We start from the raw sequence: 14,605 nt of genomic DNA, 5'->3' as shown, positions 1-14,605 counted from the left end.
ACACATTGGGGGAGAAATCATTTAGAAAAAGGAGTTTGGCAATGAGTCATTCGTGCACGTTAGATTCATTTATTTCAATGTATAATTCTAAAAATTCAGATTTTAGAGATTCTTTTTTGAAATTAATAAATAATTCTGAAAAAAGTAGTATATCTAAAGAAGAAGTAAACGATTTTTTCAGCTTATTAATCAATAAAAAACTTTTAGATTCATTAAATATAGAGCAGTCCAAAGGCTATTATTTTAACTATACAATTCAAACAGGTATAAGAGAACAATTCGATATTTTAAGGTTTAGCCTTGATAAGGTATTAAATATAGAATTGAAGAGCCAATTACCTGCTAAAGGATTAGACCAAATCAAAAATCAGTTGGTACGACATAAATTTGTATTAAGTACTTTAAATAAAAAGATAGTTTGCTGTACTTATGTAACCACTGAAAACAAATTGTATTTATTAACAGAAGATAGTAAGCTAGAAGAGATTTCGTCTGAGACGTTGGCTAGCATGATACCTGATGATTATATCAATGAACTTGAAATTGAGAAGATAAATTTTTCTCACTTAATTATTTCTCCGTATTCACAACCTAAATTGTTTAAGGAACATAAATACTTTTTGACTAATGAACAGTTTTCTATACGTACTGAAATTTTAAGTAGTCAAAATAGAGTTTTTCAAATTAAAGGTGGACCTGGAACTGGAAAAACAATGTTACTCTTTGACCTTGCAAGAAAATATGTGAGTGAAAATAAGAAAGTAATAATTATATTCTCAGGTAATAAAGATAATTGTGAAGAGTTGTCAACTATATTAAGTATTGATATTAAACCTATTAAGAACGTTAAAATTCCTGAGTTAGAAGACTATGACGTTGTGTTGATAGATGAAGCACAGCGTCTATGGGAGGAAACTTTTACTGCCATTTTTGGGTTACAAAAACCTAGACTTATTTTTTCTACCGACCATAATCAAACATTAGCTTCTCATGAAAAAAAACGCAATATTCAAAAACGATTATCTGAAGATAAAAATGTTGAAACGAAAAAATTAAAAGAAAAAATTCGAACAGATCCAGCAATGAACTCATTTATACAAAAATTTCTAGACTTAAAAGCTAAAAGAGTCCAAAAATATGAATATTCTAAAGTAACAGCAGAATATTTTTCTACCAAGCAAATGGCAGAAAAATATATAAGAAGTTTAGTTGAAAATGAAAATTTTGTATCCATTGAAGTAACTGATTACACTACAAAATCAACGTCTGTAAAGAAAAGAGAAAAGGTGTACTGGAAATCTCAAACAGCTCATTCAGTTATTGGTGAAGAATACGATAATGTGCTAGTACCTTTAGATAACTATTTTTATTACGATGAAGATAGCAAGCTTGTTTCAAGATATGCTGACCAATTTTACTATCCGTATAATGAAGATAGCTGCATATTTGAAGCTTTAACTAGAACAAAAGATAGATTAGTATTAGTAATCATAAATAATCCTGCCTTATTTATAAACGTACAAAAAATATTGACATGGAAAAAAGATGAGGAAAAAAATTCATAAATCGAATTCGTTTATTACTCTTTAGACGGTTTGTCTGGTAACATTGTAATCTTTCGAAATTTTAGAAATAGCGACTCCATTCTCAAGATCCTGAACGATGCTTTTATAAACTAAGCGACGTTGAGGATTTTTTGTGTCTGCACTGTATAACTTAGGACGTCCCTTGTAGACATCATTCGCTTTAACAATCTTAATGCCTTGCGCCTGGCGTCGTTTAGATTCTGTACGTTCCTGTTCGGCAATCATGGCCAAAATTTTAATGATTAAATCTTTAATGAATTTGTCTAATAAAGGATTACCAATTGCTTCAGCCATGATTGGTAATCTTGTAATGATGAGTTGTACATTTTTCTTTTTTAGATAATTAACAGACGCAATGATCTCATCATAATTCCTTCCAAAACAATCAATGGCTTCTACAATAAAAATATTTTGTTCATGGACAAAATCTAAAGCTTTTTGGAAAATCGGTCGATGAGTAATTGTTGCTCCAGATTGTTTCTCGATGAAAATTTTTTCTGCACCAAACTTTTTCATTTCTTCAATTTGTCGTTGTTCATTTTAATCAATCGATGATACTCGAATATAAGCAACTTTCAAAATTTTTACCTACTTCCTCAAAGTATTTAAAATACACCCTAATTATACATTTAAAAAGAAAAGTTACAGAAGTGTGTCACTTTTCTTTTTAAATGTCATAAATTTTTAGTTCTATTTGACACAAACTATAAATATTTAATCGATCAGAAAATCGTTCAAAATAATCGTGGGATTTTCTTAGTTTTTATTTTAAAACGAAGTGTTCATAAAATCGTCCATTTCTGTACACGTTCTTTTTTACCTTTATTTTTCAAAAAACCATTTCATTTTATGTTCATAAACCCATAACAAAATCTATGTTCACTTAAACATAACGAATAAAGTTATGTTACAATAGAATTTAACAAGGAGTGATTTTTTTGAAAATAGGATATGCTCGAGTATCTACCGGTTTACAAAATTTAGATTTGCAAGAGGATAGTTTAAAAAAATTCGGCTGTGAAAAAATTTTTACCGATCATATAAGTGGGATAAAAAGTAATCGACCAGGATTAGAAATGGCGATCGATTTTGTTCGTTCTGGAGATACATTTGTCGTTTGGCGTTTAGATCGTTTGGGGAGAAACATGGAAGATTTAATTTCAATCGTCAATCGATTGAATGAATGTGGTGTCAGTTTTCATAGTCTTCAAGAAAATATTACAATGGACAAATCTAGCTCTACTGGACAACTCATGTTTCATTTATTTGCAGCGTTTGCCGAGTTTGAACGAAACCTAATCTTGGAACGCTCTGCGGCAGGAAGAGCAGCTGCACGAGCAAGAGGAAGGTTTGGTGGTCGTCCTGAAAAATTGACTAAACAAGACTTGGAATTACTAAAGACTTTAGTGGATAGTGGAACACCGATTAAGACGATTGCGGAACGTTGGCATGTTTCTAGAACAACGATTTATCGTTACTTAGATAAACTGGAGGGAAAATAATGGAAACGAAAACTGTGAAATTGGATAAAAAAACCTCCTTAGAAATAGTTACTTCTAAAGATTTCAAGGATTATATAGTAATTGATGTCAGCTGGAATAAAAAAGATATAGAAAAGCTTTTTACTAACTGACAAGGTGATTTCAAACGCATTATTTTTGAAAAAATACTTGAACTGATTTTTTTATTTTCTAACATAATAAACACACTCTTAAAACTTACAAGTTTGCCGTTTAGAAGCTTTTGTCGTTGTCGTTTGCAAAGGATAGCAATGTTAGGATAGTTTTGAAGAAGTTCAATATGCTATAATTGAGAGGTAGAAAAGTGAAAAGATGGTGGCTAATCTCTTAAAAAGGGGTGATGCCTATGGTTCATAGCTTTATCCCTAGAAGGGAGTAGCACGTGTCAACGTTTGAAGCAATTCAACTGATGATCGCTTTTGCGACGTTAGTTTTGCTGATAATTGACCATAAGGACAAAAAATAACCATCTAACACTTTGACCGAAGAGTAGATGGTTTGAGTAAATCATTTATTTTTAAGTCACCGTCTTTTTAACGGTTCTACAAGGGGCTATGTTAGTGCATAGCCTCTTTTCTTATCCTAAGTATAGCAAAGTAAGGTGAGAGTTGCAAATACGTTGGAACTCTTTATATGAAAAAATGAACTTATGTTATCGCTCGCTTTTTGTTTATGATTTTTTTATGATGTATTTGTATTTAATAAAAAAGGAGTGTTTTTTATGGTGGATTTTGATAAAAAAGAAGAAAAAATTGCGGAAATGATAGAAAAGTTAGATGTAGAATTAGAAAAAATTGACTCTCTTAATGAAAAGAAAGATAAAAAACATGAATTCAAAAAATGGTTTGCAGAGAAAAAAGCTATTCATGAAATTAAACGTTTGTTGCATGAAGTAGATAAATATGACAAATATGATGAAAAAGAAATGGAGAAAATTGAAAAGGCTTTTGATTTTATGTAAGAAATATTGAAACGTCTTTGTTTTTTTTATATACTTTAATTGTCAACGATGTTCTGTCGTTGTTCTCACTCTTAACCATTTAAATATTTTTTGCAGTCTTCTGTTCAATTATGAACAGAAGTTTTTTGCTTTTTCTCATAAATATTGAAGGTCTTTTTTTATTTGAAATAATCTTATTATATGAGTTTCACGATATTTGAGAATATCTATAATGCTCGTAAATATTCAAGTGTAGTTCAACGAAATATAAAAGTATAAGTTATATTGTATAGGTATAACTTATACTTTATTTTTTTAGTTATATTTGTTGCCAAATTGGATTTATAAGAACATAAAAGGTATAAGTTATACATTAAATATAAAAGAATAACTTATACCTTTTTTACGATGCGATCATTGCTATAATTCCGGTATTTTTATTTAAAGTATAAAAAAAATGTTGATTTAAAACTTGGTATAACTTATACTTTAAATATAGAATACGTTGAAAGAGGGTAAACAAATGACAGCAACTACTTATACAGTCGGAAATTTTAAAGGAGGCGTTGGAAAAACTAAAATTGTTACAATGTTGGCTTTTGACAATGCTGTAATTAATAAAAAAAAGACATTAGTAATTGATATTGATCCACAGGCAAATGCTTCTCAAATTTTAGCGCGGACTGTGAACATGGAACATATTGAAAAAACTATTGTAAATGGAATTAATGAAAATGATCTTTCGGTTTGTATTACTCCCATTATGGAAAATTTAGATTTAATTGCATGTGACACAAGTTTTAGATCGTTCTCAAATTATGTAATTACAAATTATGAAGATGAAAAAGATCAAATTATGGTGTTGGAAAAGCTTTTAGCACCGATTAAAGATAGATATGATGCTATTTTTATTGATGTTCCTCCTACTATTAGTGCTTATTCAGATAATGCTATGGCCGCTTCAGATTACAGTATTATTGCTTTTCAAACACAAGAAGAATCTTTAGATGGTATAGGAAAATATATTGGATACCAAAAATTTATGATAAACAAGTATAATATTGATCTTGAAGTTATTTCTATCATTGCATGTATGCTCGAGCCAGATGACGATTTAGATAAGAATGTTTTGTCTGATGCAATAAACTTATATGGAGCTGCTGTTTCTAAAAATATAGTAAATTTTCAGAAACGGCTAAAACGCTATTCAAGAGAAGGAATATCTTTAAAAAAATATAAAAACGGAAATTACGATCAATGGGATTACCGAGCGCATGAAACTTTTATTAAAATATTAGCAGAATTAGAAAATCGCAGAAAAGTTTTTGAAGAATAATTATAGGGATGTGAGTAAAATATGAGCGAAAGAAAAGATTTTGATATTGATATAGATTTTGACACAGAGTATTCCGGATTATTGCAACCTGGAAATAAGAAGAAAAAATCTGTTTCAATAAATCGTGAAAATGATTTTGAACAAACATTATTTAACAAAAAGATAAAGCCATTACCTAATACAAATAAAAAAAGAGGCCGTCCTGTAGAAATAACTGATGACAGATATAAGGTCACAAAGCCGAAAAAAATATCTCCAGCCCTTGAGTCAAAACTTAATGTAATGCAGGATTATGTAGAAGAATTACAATCAGTAAAAGGAAGAATTACATTTGAAAAATTAGTTGATACATTAGCAGAAGCCTATATTACTCAAAAACTTGGAGTTTCTAAGGAAGAACATCTACGTGCCGAAATAAAGGAAGCTTTTGAAAAGCTATAATTTTTTTACAACATTGATATATTAAAGTATAACTTATACCTATTAACTAATATAAAAAGAATAAGTTATACTTTAATGCGTTTTGATTTTGCATGCTCAATGTTAATCTATCAGCTTTTTTATTATAAATAAAAAGTATAAGTTATTCTTTTTATTTAATTAAAGTATAACTTATACTTGATTTATTTGCTTATAACTTATACCTTTATAAAAATTGTACTTGAACAACATTTATAACTTTGTTATATTCAAATAAATTAGACATACAAAAAAAGAGACGGAAATAATTGACTTTGGTCGGATCAATTATTTCTGAATCACATGACACAGACTCATGTGTTCGCGCTCGTCTCAATAAATAATTAAGTGGTCTACCAAACCACTTAGTTGTTTTACAAATGTGCTTAAAGTATAGCACATTTAGAGCGAGCAGTTCAATAGATAAAGCGATATTTTTCTAGGTTTTTCTAGGAATTTAAGCCGAATATTGGAAGAGAACACAGAACCATTTTTAGAATTGGCATGTGTTCTCTTTTTCAATACAATTCGGAGGAAATTTTAGGATGGAAAACTTAGATCAATGCTATGCAGCTTTGTTGAAACAAGGCATTCGTACATACAAATATCGAAACAGCACCATGAAGCCTGTTGGTTATGAGAATACTAGCAGGAATGGTGCAGTCTTTGCGTACCGCAGTAAACAATTGATGAACGCAGGACGTGGCATGGTTATTACGTCTGAAGAAGCGATTTTAGAAAATCAGTCAAAACTGACTCATTGGACACCGAACGTTTATCGTTATGGGACTTATGCAGACGAAAATCGTTCAATCGTTAAAGGGCATTCGGAGAACAACCTTAGTCAAATCAATACTTTTGTAGTAGATATCGATTCTAAAGAAAACCATCAAGGAGAGATTTTCTTAGCTTGTGTGGATGAATTAGGGTATATGCCAACAATGATTTTAGAATCGGATCATGGCTATCAAGTTTACTTTGTGTTAAAAACACCTGCTTATGTGACGAAAAAGAGTAATTTCAAAGTCATTGAAGTGGCAAAACGTATTTCTACAACGATTCGGACACAATTGGCTAATCAGTTACCAGGTATCGATGTAGGTTGTAATCATTTTGGCATTGCTCGATTCCCAAACAAACAAAATATCGTATTTTGTGAGTTAGAAAATCAATATTCTTTTTCTGACTGGTTGAATTGGTCAATGAAAATGGCGTCTAATCAAAAGACTGAAGCAGAAAAAAGTGCGAAATTGATTGTTTTTCCCGAGAAAAAAGAGTATCGCCAAGTCGATGAGCCTTGGTTTGATTTGTTGCTACGAAAAGCAGATATTATCGGGGGAGAAGGTCGTTTAGGACGGAATAACGTGATTTTTACACTCTCTTTGGCTTATTATTCTTCTGGTTACGGACAAGAAACCTGTGAGTATAACATGTTTGAGTTTAACGAACGCTTAAATGAGCCGTTGTCTGAAGGCGAAGTGCGAAAGATTGTCAAAAGTGCGTATTCTGGCAATTATCAAGCAGCCAATCGTGACTTTATTTTGGAATTATGCCAAGAATGGATTGCTTCAGACATTCAAGAAAACGAGTTGTTTATCCAACGTCGTGGATGGTGGAAGTTCAAGAAACCACGAGAGCAACGAGAATATAGTCATAAACATGAGTGGCAAGAAGATATCATGCGCTATTTGAGCGAAAAAAGTGATCTTCGTATGCCTTATTTGAAACTGTCTAAAAAAGAATTGGCAGAACAATTAAATATGCCACTAAGAAGTTTGGATCGTGCATTAAGCGATTTAAAGCAAGAACACAAAGTGTTCTACCATGTCAAAAAAGGGCGTAGCGGCGGACTTTTACTTGCTTCAGTACGTGTGTTAGTCGCAAGTTTGATCCAAGCGAAGAAAGAAGAAAAAGAAGCCTTTATTCAAGGGATCATTGCGCAGTTTAAGCTAACCATCGATGAATGGACAAGCAACATTCAACAGCTAATTCCTGAGAAAGAAGCCCAAGAAATCAGGCTATTCAAGGTCGATACAGGTTGAAAAAATAAAAGACGTCAATTGCCTTTTACAATATATCTTTGATACTTTTCTAGTTTTCTTTTGGGGTTTAGTTGTTTCAGTGCTTCTTGCAGGTATTTTTCTTTCTGTTTATTTGAGGATTCTCTGCTATTATTACGTTTGTAATGATGTTTGTTTATTTGAAGGAGGGATTTTTATGGTTATGAAGTTGTATGTGTACTCTCATGCGGTAAATGTGTATATTTTGCGGTATTTAGCTATGCCTGTCGAACAGTTTTGTGATCTATATGGGTTCAATCAAGGAACTGTAGCTAGTTGGGTATCGAGGGAACGTTCAGTAGAGACATTGCCTGCGTCGTTTATTTATGCTCTGAGTTTAGCTTCTAGTCGGAATATGGGGGAGATTTATGAGGAATTGTTAAAACTACAAGATGATTATTATCGCTATCGGGAACGTGTGGGATTTAAGAAGGGTAAGAAAGTGAAAAAACGCTTAGATTAATTTTTGATAAATTTTATTATGTTACAATTGTTACAAACAAAATTGTTTATTTTATCATAAATTGTAATTAGAAATTCATTAGGGAAAATCATAATCGTTGGGTTTAGTTTCAAAATCGTAGAAAATAACTAATAAGTATATGATTTTGAACATTTGTTCGCTTGACGAGTTTATGTTATTCTATTTTTGTAAAGATTTTTACAAGGAAGACGATTGATGTTTGTTTGTGATTGTTTTTAGAAAAAATCTACTAGCTTCTAGATTTATTAAAATAGCTGTTCAAATTTATTCATGGATAAATTTTTTTGTGAGTAAAGGAGAGTGAAAGTCTGTTGTTATTGACTTTTTAGGAAGGAAAAAATAAAAATGATGAATTTATTTGCAGATTGTGAATGAATATGTTATCGTTTTTTTAGAAATTTTCAATTTAGAATGAATTTAAAAGTGAATATACTTTTTTTGTTGCGATATGTTGTTGTGCAATGTAGAGCCCAGCAAAAAAAGGAGTGGTTTAGAAATCTCGCTGAGAAAGAGTTGGCGCTCTTTCAAAGGTCATAGATTTCTACCCCGACCGTTAGAGAAGATAACGGTGCTGCTCCTTTTTGCCGCAGGGTCTTCCTGCAACGTGAACAATGATACCATAAATTTGTAGTAATGAACAATCATGTTTTTTGACTTGTATTAGTTTTATTAAAAGTTTATGGAGTAGTGTATCTAATTTTATTAGATATAGTGCGTATATTATTCTTCCGTTACGAGGGAGGCTCTGATGGCATAAAGAGAGAGACTGTTATTATCTTTGAAGGTAGTAGCTAGTCTCTCTCTTTTTTGTTTGGTTCTGCATTGTTCAACAACAAGTTGAGCAATAACGCTTAAAAAGGAGTTTAAACATGTCTGAAAGATTTTGTACAGTAGAGGATCTGAAGCGTCAAGCAATTACGATCAAGCTCTATAACAACAGTATTTGGGCTAATTTAGGGGACGGACGGTTTATTAATCGTCAAACAAAGCAAATCCGACCAATTTCCTTGCTTTATCGTTCCACTCGAACAGTTGTGGGCGTGAATCATCAAGTGATTGCAAAACGTAAAAAGAAACAAGAAGGACTCTTGTTTTTGGAGAAACCCTACAGGATAAAACACATGTAAAAACAGAAAGATTTTTCTTGTTTGCAAGTAAATCTTTTTACTTGTGAACACTTTGATCCTTGAAAACTGAATAAAAAGAACACAGTTTAGGGGTGTAAGAAAACCGTCTGTTTTCTAAATGAGGAGGTGCAAAAGGATTTAGAAGGAGATACGAATGTTTTCTTACCAGTCGTAGATATTCTCGCTGTCTAATCTACGGTCGTGTTTGGAAGGACAGTACCTAAAGACGTAGTGAATCTTTGGGATGATTTTGTGAGGGCAAATTGCGGAGAAATAAGTAGCACAGGTAAGAGTTACCTCGGTAAATACCTGTTAGCAGGAGGATTTCTGATACTTGAAACATTTCGAGTGATTTGTGGTTCACAGGTTGAGCATTTACCTAACATGCCAGGTTGTCGTTTTACCTAACAACGAACACTAACTTTTATTTGATTTACTTGTAAACAAGAGGAATTTTTTACTAGGAGGAATCAAAATGACAGAAATTCAACGATTGATTTGTTTTTTAGAATCTGGAAAACGCAAGGAAATTTCAATGACTGAATATGTTTCTTTGCAAAAAAAGAAACATAAATGGTCAGAAAGGCGTTATCGCCAGTTGTTGGCTGAATTATCAAGAAGTCAGGCAATTCCTCCAAATTATGTCACTCAAAACGGACAGGTTGTACGAATATTGAAATTACGAATTGCTTAGGTTTAGAAAAATAGAGGGGACACCTACTAATAGAGAAGGGGACACCTGAATATGGGAACAAAGAAAAAAAGGATCAAGATTGCGCTCAGTGAAGAAACGATTCTAAAACTTCAGTGGATCGTCAAAGAAGACCAGAAGAAAAACAACAAGAGAATTTATCCTTGTGACTCTTTAGAGCGAATAATCGATAACGAATATGTTATACGTCAAGCATTTCGAGACAATTAATTAAGAAAAGGAGTGACTGCCTATGGTAAAGGTTATGGGGAAATATACTGGACGTGTGTATTATTCCTGTTCAAGCAAAGAAGAAGCCAATGAATGGATTCTTGCGAAAAAAATCTTTGAGCCATTAGTACTTCTTGTTCTTTCTAGAAAAGAAGAGATTGTATGAAAACAAGTTATAATTATCACCCTCTAGTCGATGGGTTTAGTCGGAATTTCAATTTACAAGAAGAGCAAAAAATGATTCGTCGTTTCGAAAAAGATATTTTAGCTGAGATCAAGAAGAGGAAGGATCGAAAGCTTCCAGTAAGTCAATATATTGCGAATTTTTCCCCTAAAGAAAAACGTTGTTTTTTCGGTCTTTTGAAACGGTTTGAACGAGTGAAGGTCTATTACCAATTGGAAGAAGGGATGTCGCGCCAATATTTGATTATGGCGTAAGGAGAAAGATAAAAAGGAGGTATTCTTATGTCAGAATATGTGATTTGTCGCCAATTTGAAGGGAATTTATTGACATTAGAAAGCATTAATCAGTTTCCTGATACGACTGAAAAAGAACATTTTTTCACAGTACGTGAAATGCTAGAAAGAGAAGGTTTTGACCCAGATGATTTTCGTATTGGAGAAATTCCTACAGAGTATGTTTATTATTTTGAACGGGCGGTTGAAGAATCGGGTGTAGATTATTTTTCCGTCTATCTGAATGAAAAAGGTACACTCATACCACAATTTACCACGTTGCAGTGTGATGAGAATGGGAGGAATACTTTTGATTGTGCGACAATTCAAGAATCAATTGATCGTCATGAATGTTAAGGAAGAGAGGGAAAGCAAATGAAAAATTATGATCCGAATAGCCAATGGGGAAAACATACCATTAAAGTTTCTTTTCAACGTTGGAATTATAAAGGATTTGTGATGTTTAGAAAAGGCGGCAATTGCAAAGGATTAAGTGTCTTATCGTTAGATGAAGAAGATTTGTATTATCAACCATTGACTGATAACCCAATCGGGTTTGGATTACTTCCTGAAGATGATGAAGGTAATGAGTCGTTCAAAATGACTCTGACAAATGACGAAGGGGACGAATTGTTAGTGGAAGATGTATGGGAAGAGTTAGGTGACTACATTGTAGGTCTTGAAATTATTGCTTTTGTAGCAGATAAAGAACAGTAAACGGAGGAATAGCCAATGAAATTTTTCAAAGTAAAAGCACCATACTATTATGCGTTAATCTCAGCAAGCAATGAAGAAGAATGCGCAGACTTGTATGAACAAGTAGTAACAGATATCGAAGATCGTGAAGAATTTGTACGGTGTTTGCAGGAATTAGATCAAAATGAAGCGATTGAAAAAGATGCAAAAACAATCAGTGAAGAAACGTTAGAACCAATCGGTATGGAAGAAGCTACAAAAGAAATTTTTAGTATTATCAATGAACAAAAATCTTGTGTGTTAAGCATTGACTCTGCACTTGTTTAAGGAGAAGACGATATGAAAATAAATACAGGTAGCACAGTTTCTCTAACTACATTTCGGCTAAAAAAAGGGGATCAAAATGAATTAATTGAAGCGAAAATTCCAAGTTTTGTACAAGAAAGAATTGATTATTATGCGAAGTATCTTTCCAAAGGGTTAACTTATACGGACTTATATCTATTGGTTACAGCCGAGCCAGGAGAAGATGAATTACAAATGATGTTTGAAGTTTGTTTTGGTGGAATCTACTTAGATATGAGTTATGAATTTAGGAAATGGTATCGAGATCCAAACAATTGGAAACAGCGACAAGTCGATTTAGCAAATGCAGTTATCCATATATATCAGCAAAAAACAAGGAAAGAACGGATGATTATATGAATGGGTATTTTTTTATATTTTTAGGACTAGTTGGTTTCGTGATATTTCTTTTGCAAGATCGACAAGAAGTATGTGAGAGAAATTCTGATAGAAAAAATCCATGAAAATGGAAAAAGAGATTTTACTGTTTTTGTGATGTATGGCAAATCTAAAGGAAGGAAAATGAGTGTAAAATTCACTTAAACAGGAAAATAACTAACAAATTTCAGTTACTTTCTTATGGAAGTAATTGAGATTTGCTAGTTATTTACTAGTGGAAACTAATTTCATTTTTACTCCTTTCTTTTCATGAAAAATCTTACGAGGGAACACCCCTCGTAAGTAATAAACGATTATGATCCCAAAACAATATTTTATGAATGAAAGCGTAACATTCTATGGAAAATTTGTTATAATAAGCAATGAAACTATGCTTATTTTTCTTTATATGCGAAATAGGTATTCTCTTTTTTTGCTAAGCCAAAAATATCACCTATTTTCAATGATTTAGGAGCATATTTCAATTCTGGAATTTCAAATAAATTTTTTTCTTTGTCAGTTACTTTTATTGGTAACTGGATTTCTTCTCCTGATTCAGGAGAAAGAACAGCAATATTTTTATCTTGGAAAAGTACAGTAGTAATTTGAGTCTTCCCCAAAATTTGTAAATTATTATCTATCGATTTTGCGCTTAGAAGCGCTTTTAACTCGTCTAGTGAGAGATAATTAGAATCACTAGTCACACTACTTGACGTAGTTGTGATTGTGGAACTACTTGTTTCTGTTTTTCTAAACAGAGAAAAAGCAATGATAAGTACAGATATCAGTACGAAACTGAGTGATAAGATTATGAGGAATTTTTTCTTCATAAATAGTTATTCTCCTAAAATTGTTTTTTCAATAAAGAAGCAGAAACGACTTATTGTTGTTTCTGCTTTTTAGCTTGTAAATTTGCTGCGTAGGCTTCTATTTCTTCTTTTAAATATAAGCGAATAAGTGTAGGCCCAGGTTCTTCTCCTATTTCAATAAAAGGTTTAATTCGACCTAACTGAATAGCACGAGAAAACGCAGCATGACTTTGACCAGTTATTTTTGAAGCTTGTTTTCTATTAAGTAAATTTTCTTCAATCCATTTTTTCTGATCAATCAAATTATACATGAAAGCACTCCTTTCAATAGGTGTTAACTTTAATATATCAGAAATCAAGAAAAAATTCAAAAAGACATAAAAATATAGTTGACAAAAAGGTATTAACTTTGATACTATATTTTTGTAAATAAAACAAATAAATATAAAAAAGAAAGAAGGAATACAAATGAAAATATTACGAGTACTTGCAATTGGAGCGACTATTGGTGGAGTTGCATTAGCAACTGCTCACGAGAAAGTAGCTGCGGCAGAATGGACACCACGCACAGTAGAACAAATCAAAGCAGATATGAAAGGTAACGAATATACGATCGTTTGGGGAGATACACTAAGTGGAATCAGCCAAGCAACAAACATTTCTGTACAAAAATTAGCAGATATGAACAAAATTGCGAATGTAGACTTAATTTACGCAGGCAATAAACTAGTTTTTAATGGAAATGTAGCAACTGTTCAAAACAACAAAGGAGAAACAGTTGCACAATCAGTAATACAAAATGAAGATAAAGTTGTTGCAAACCAACCAGTTGGACAACCAGTACAAGGTACAACAAGTTCAGCAACCCAAAATACAACAACACCTTCAACTGATAACACAGTAACAGGTAATACACAAACTGGCGGTCAAACAACTGGAAATACAGAAACAACAACGCCAAGCACACCAGAAAACAACGGTGGCACAACTCAAACACCAACACAACCAGATAATAATGGAAATCAAACTGGTTCAACAGGTAATACAACAACACCGTCTCAACCAAATACAGGTGGAAATCAAAATAATTCAGGAAATTCCAATGGAGGAACAACGACACCTTCACAACCTACTAAACCAGAAACTGATGGAAATCAAGGTGGTTCAGGTTCAACAGGCGGAACAACTACTCCAAGTAAACCACAAGCGCCAACAATTGTGAGTGGCTATATTGGAAATAGTGGAAAAGTGTTTGATACGGCATCAGAAGCAAATACTTGGGCTACTAATGAGTTATTAGCAAATGATAAGTACGAAAGATATGTTCTTATTTCTATATTCTATAGTGATGGTTCAGAAAAATTCTCAATTGATTTCCGTTAATTGTTTTAAAATTAAATATTAGATATTAAAGAAGAAATAGCTATTAGTTGTTTCTTCTTTTTTTATGTTTATTTTAGAGGGTGATTCAATGAGTTACTAATTAT

At 32.2% G+C, this 14,605-nt stretch carries 22 protein-coding genes; 19 read left to right on the top strand and 3 right to left on the bottom strand.

The annotated features are described in order from the left end of the window. The first annotated feature begins 41 nt into the window (after nt 1–41). Entirely contained in the window at nt 42–1,565 is a 1,524-nt protein-coding gene (locus tag AB3H90_RS13855; RefSeq protein WP_367010253.1) for a DNA/RNA helicase domain-containing protein, read from the top strand. Nucleotides 1,566–1,586: 21 nt separating this feature from the next. On the opposite strand, the gene AB3H90_RS13850 is transcribed toward AB3H90_RS13855, so the two are convergent. Further along, the gene (locus tag AB3H90_RS13850) at nt 1,587–2,111 is read right to left on the bottom strand and encodes a recombinase family protein (RefSeq protein ID WP_367010293.1); all 525 of its coding nucleotides are present in this window, start codon (nt 2,109–2,111) and stop codon (nt 1,587–1,589) included. A 413-nt stretch (nt 2,112–2,524) separates the two neighbouring features. On the opposite strand from AB3H90_RS13850, the gene AB3H90_RS13845 reads away from it, so the two are divergent. From AB3H90_RS13845 to AB3H90_RS13765, 17 genes are all read left to right on the top strand, one after another. After that, nucleotides 2,525–3,088, top strand: a complete 564-nt coding sequence (locus AB3H90_RS13845) for a recombinase family protein (protein WP_368016893.1) — start codon at nt 2,525–2,527, stop codon at nt 3,086–3,088. Next, on the top strand, nt 3,088–3,219 hold the full coding sequence (locus AB3H90_RS13840; RefSeq protein ID WP_257007741.1) for a hypothetical protein: 132 nt from the start codon (nt 3,088–3,090) through the stop codon (nt 3,217–3,219). The genes AB3H90_RS13845 and AB3H90_RS13840 overlap by 1 nt, the downstream gene beginning before the upstream one ends. Before the next feature lie 269 nt (nt 3,220–3,488). Next, on the top strand, nt 3,489–3,572 hold the full coding sequence (locus AB3H90_RS13835) for a putative holin-like toxin (protein WP_219336905.1): 84 nt from the start codon (nt 3,489–3,491) through the stop codon (nt 3,570–3,572). 255 nt (nt 3,573–3,827) lie between these two features. Further along, a complete protein-coding gene (locus AB3H90_RS13830; protein WP_368016892.1) occupies nt 3,828–4,067 on the top strand; it encodes a hypothetical protein in 240 nt (79 codons plus the stop codon). A gap of 502 nt (nt 4,068–4,569) precedes the next feature. Continuing rightward, nucleotides 4,570–5,382: a ParA family protein gene (locus tag AB3H90_RS13825; RefSeq protein WP_002326619.1), complete on the top strand. Its 813-nt coding sequence runs from the start codon at nt 4,570–4,572 to the stop codon at nt 5,380–5,382. A 21-nt stretch (nt 5,383–5,403) separates the two neighbouring features. Then, nucleotides 5,404–5,823, top strand: coding sequence for a hypothetical protein (locus tag AB3H90_RS13820; protein WP_002326620.1), 420 nt, complete (start codon nt 5,404–5,406; stop codon nt 5,821–5,823). 563 nt (nt 5,824–6,386) lie between these two features. Next, nucleotides 6,387–7,883 (top strand): primase C-terminal domain-containing protein, encoded by a 1,497-nt coding sequence (locus AB3H90_RS13815; protein WP_368016891.1) that lies wholly within the window; start codon nt 6,387–6,389, stop codon nt 7,881–7,883. A gap of 175 nt (nt 7,884–8,058) precedes the next feature. Further along, nucleotides 8,059–8,364 (top strand): type III secretion system protein PrgN, encoded by a 306-nt coding sequence (locus tag AB3H90_RS13810; protein WP_306690595.1) that lies wholly within the window; start codon nt 8,059–8,061, stop codon nt 8,362–8,364. Between the two features lie 890 nt (nt 8,365–9,254). Further along, the gene (locus AB3H90_RS13805; protein ID WP_071856381.1) at nt 9,255–9,512 is read left to right on the top strand and encodes a hypothetical protein; all 258 of its coding nucleotides are present in this window, start codon (nt 9,255–9,257) and stop codon (nt 9,510–9,512) included. A 475-nt stretch (nt 9,513–9,987) separates the two neighbouring features. After that, nucleotides 9,988–10,206 carry a hypothetical protein gene (locus tag AB3H90_RS13800; protein WP_104775402.1) on the top strand — a complete coding sequence of 73 codons (219 nt, stop codon included), beginning with the start codon at nt 9,988–9,990 and terminating at the stop codon, nt 10,204–10,206. Between the two features lie 51 nt (nt 10,207–10,257). Beyond that, nucleotides 10,258–10,434 carry a hypothetical protein gene (locus AB3H90_RS13795; RefSeq protein WP_096710523.1) on the top strand — a complete coding sequence of 59 codons (177 nt, stop codon included), beginning with the start codon at nt 10,258–10,260 and terminating at the stop codon, nt 10,432–10,434. A 22-nt stretch (nt 10,435–10,456) separates the two neighbouring features. Next, on the top strand, nt 10,457–10,600 hold the full coding sequence (locus AB3H90_RS13790; protein ID WP_164907418.1) for a hypothetical protein: 144 nt from the start codon (nt 10,457–10,459) through the stop codon (nt 10,598–10,600). After that, nucleotides 10,597–10,872 carry a hypothetical protein gene (locus AB3H90_RS13785; protein ID WP_096710524.1) on the top strand — a complete coding sequence of 92 codons (276 nt, stop codon included), beginning with the start codon at nt 10,597–10,599 and terminating at the stop codon, nt 10,870–10,872. Before AB3H90_RS13790 ends, AB3H90_RS13785 begins: the two co-directional genes overlap by 4 nt. A 27-nt stretch (nt 10,873–10,899) precedes the next feature. Further along, nucleotides 10,900–11,247 carry a hypothetical protein gene (locus tag AB3H90_RS13780; RefSeq protein WP_096710525.1) on the top strand — a complete coding sequence of 116 codons (348 nt, stop codon included), beginning with the start codon at nt 10,900–10,902 and terminating at the stop codon, nt 11,245–11,247. An 18-nt stretch (nt 11,248–11,265) separates the two neighbouring features. Continuing rightward, nucleotides 11,266–11,607: a DUF5406 family protein gene (locus AB3H90_RS13775; RefSeq protein WP_096710526.1), complete on the top strand. Its 342-nt coding sequence runs from the start codon at nt 11,266–11,268 to the stop codon at nt 11,605–11,607. 15 nt (nt 11,608–11,622) lie between these two features. Further along, complete coding sequence (locus AB3H90_RS13770) at nt 11,623–11,913, top strand: hypothetical protein (RefSeq protein WP_368016890.1); 291 nt, start codon at nt 11,623–11,625, stop codon at nt 11,911–11,913. A 12-nt stretch (nt 11,914–11,925) separates the two neighbouring features. After that, nucleotides 11,926–12,291: a hypothetical protein gene (locus tag AB3H90_RS13765; protein ID WP_002326627.1), complete on the top strand. Its 366-nt coding sequence runs from the start codon at nt 11,926–11,928 to the stop codon at nt 12,289–12,291. Nucleotides 12,292–12,704: 413 nt separating this feature from the next. Here AB3H90_RS13765 and AB3H90_RS13760 read toward each other — a convergent pair whose 3' ends face one another. Both AB3H90_RS13760 and AB3H90_RS13755 read right to left on the bottom strand, forming a co-directional pair. Next, nucleotides 12,705–13,139 (bottom strand): hypothetical protein, encoded by a 435-nt coding sequence (locus AB3H90_RS13760; RefSeq protein ID WP_192211827.1) that lies wholly within the window; start codon nt 13,137–13,139, stop codon nt 12,705–12,707. 50 nt (nt 13,140–13,189) lie between these two features. Next, the gene (locus tag AB3H90_RS13755) at nt 13,190–13,429 is read right to left on the bottom strand and encodes a hypothetical protein (protein ID WP_368016889.1); all 240 of its coding nucleotides are present in this window, start codon (nt 13,427–13,429) and stop codon (nt 13,190–13,192) included. A gap of 157 nt (nt 13,430–13,586) precedes the next feature. Here AB3H90_RS13755 and AB3H90_RS13750 point away from each other — a divergent pair, with 157 nt between their 5' ends. Beyond that, nucleotides 13,587–14,501, top strand: a complete 915-nt coding sequence (locus AB3H90_RS13750; protein WP_368016888.1) for a LysM peptidoglycan-binding domain-containing protein — start codon at nt 13,587–13,589, stop codon at nt 14,499–14,501. The last annotated feature ends 104 nt before the right edge of the window (nt 14,502–14,605 follow it).

This window comes from Enterococcus sp. C63 (assembly GCF_040887215.1).
GTDB lineage: Bacteria > Bacillota > Bacilli > Lactobacillales > Enterococcaceae > Enterococcus_B > Enterococcus_B hirae.
The sequence above is the reverse complement of the archived record's forward strand: the minus strand, read 5'-3'. Positions and strand labels throughout refer to the sequence as shown.

Excerpts from the sequence above, each read along its gene's own strand:
- AB3H90_RS13855 (WP_367010253.1), top strand. The coding sequence starts at position 42 with ATGAGTCATTCGTGCACGTTAGATTCATTTATTTCAATGTATAATTCT.
- AB3H90_RS13840 (WP_257007741.1), top strand. The coding sequence starts at position 3,088 with ATGGAAACGAAAACTGTGAAATTGGATAAAAAAACCTCCTTAGAAATA.
- AB3H90_RS13830 (WP_368016892.1), top strand. The coding sequence starts at position 3,828 with ATGGTGGATTTTGATAAAAAAGAAGAAAAAATTGCGGAAATGATAGAA.
- AB3H90_RS13825 (WP_002326619.1), top strand. The coding sequence starts at position 4,570 with ATGACAGCAACTACTTATACAGTCGGAAATTTTAAAGGAGGCGTTGGA.
- AB3H90_RS13820 (WP_002326620.1), top strand. The coding sequence starts at position 5,404 with ATGAGCGAAAGAAAAGATTTTGATATTGATATAGATTTTGACACAGAG.
- AB3H90_RS13815 (WP_368016891.1), top strand. The coding sequence starts at position 6,387 with ATGGAAAACTTAGATCAATGCTATGCAGCTTTGTTGAAACAAGGCATT.
- AB3H90_RS13810 (WP_306690595.1), top strand. The coding sequence starts at position 8,059 with ATGGTTATGAAGTTGTATGTGTACTCTCATGCGGTAAATGTGTATATT.
- AB3H90_RS13805 (WP_071856381.1), top strand. The coding sequence starts at position 9,255 with ATGTCTGAAAGATTTTGTACAGTAGAGGATCTGAAGCGTCAAGCAATT.
- AB3H90_RS13800 (WP_104775402.1), top strand. The coding sequence starts at position 9,988 with ATGACAGAAATTCAACGATTGATTTGTTTTTTAGAATCTGGAAAACGC.
- AB3H90_RS13795 (WP_096710523.1), top strand. The coding sequence starts at position 10,258 with ATGGGAACAAAGAAAAAAAGGATCAAGATTGCGCTCAGTGAAGAAACG.
- AB3H90_RS13790 (WP_164907418.1), top strand. The coding sequence starts at position 10,457 with ATGGTAAAGGTTATGGGGAAATATACTGGACGTGTGTATTATTCCTGT.
- AB3H90_RS13785 (WP_096710524.1), top strand. The coding sequence starts at position 10,597 with ATGAAAACAAGTTATAATTATCACCCTCTAGTCGATGGGTTTAGTCGG.
- AB3H90_RS13780 (WP_096710525.1), top strand. The coding sequence starts at position 10,900 with ATGTCAGAATATGTGATTTGTCGCCAATTTGAAGGGAATTTATTGACA.
- AB3H90_RS13775 (WP_096710526.1), top strand. The coding sequence starts at position 11,266 with ATGAAAAATTATGATCCGAATAGCCAATGGGGAAAACATACCATTAAA.
- AB3H90_RS13770 (WP_368016890.1), top strand. The coding sequence starts at position 11,623 with ATGAAATTTTTCAAAGTAAAAGCACCATACTATTATGCGTTAATCTCA.
- AB3H90_RS13765 (WP_002326627.1), top strand. The coding sequence starts at position 11,926 with ATGAAAATAAATACAGGTAGCACAGTTTCTCTAACTACATTTCGGCTA.
- AB3H90_RS13760 (WP_192211827.1), bottom strand. The coding sequence starts at position 13,139 with ATGAAGAAAAAATTCCTCATAATCTTATCACTCAGTTTCGTACTGATA.
- AB3H90_RS13755 (WP_368016889.1), bottom strand. The coding sequence starts at position 13,429 with ATGTATAATTTGATTGATCAGAAAAAATGGATTGAAGAAAATTTACTT.
- AB3H90_RS13750 (WP_368016888.1), top strand. The coding sequence starts at position 13,587 with ATGAAAATATTACGAGTACTTGCAATTGGAGCGACTATTGGTGGAGTT.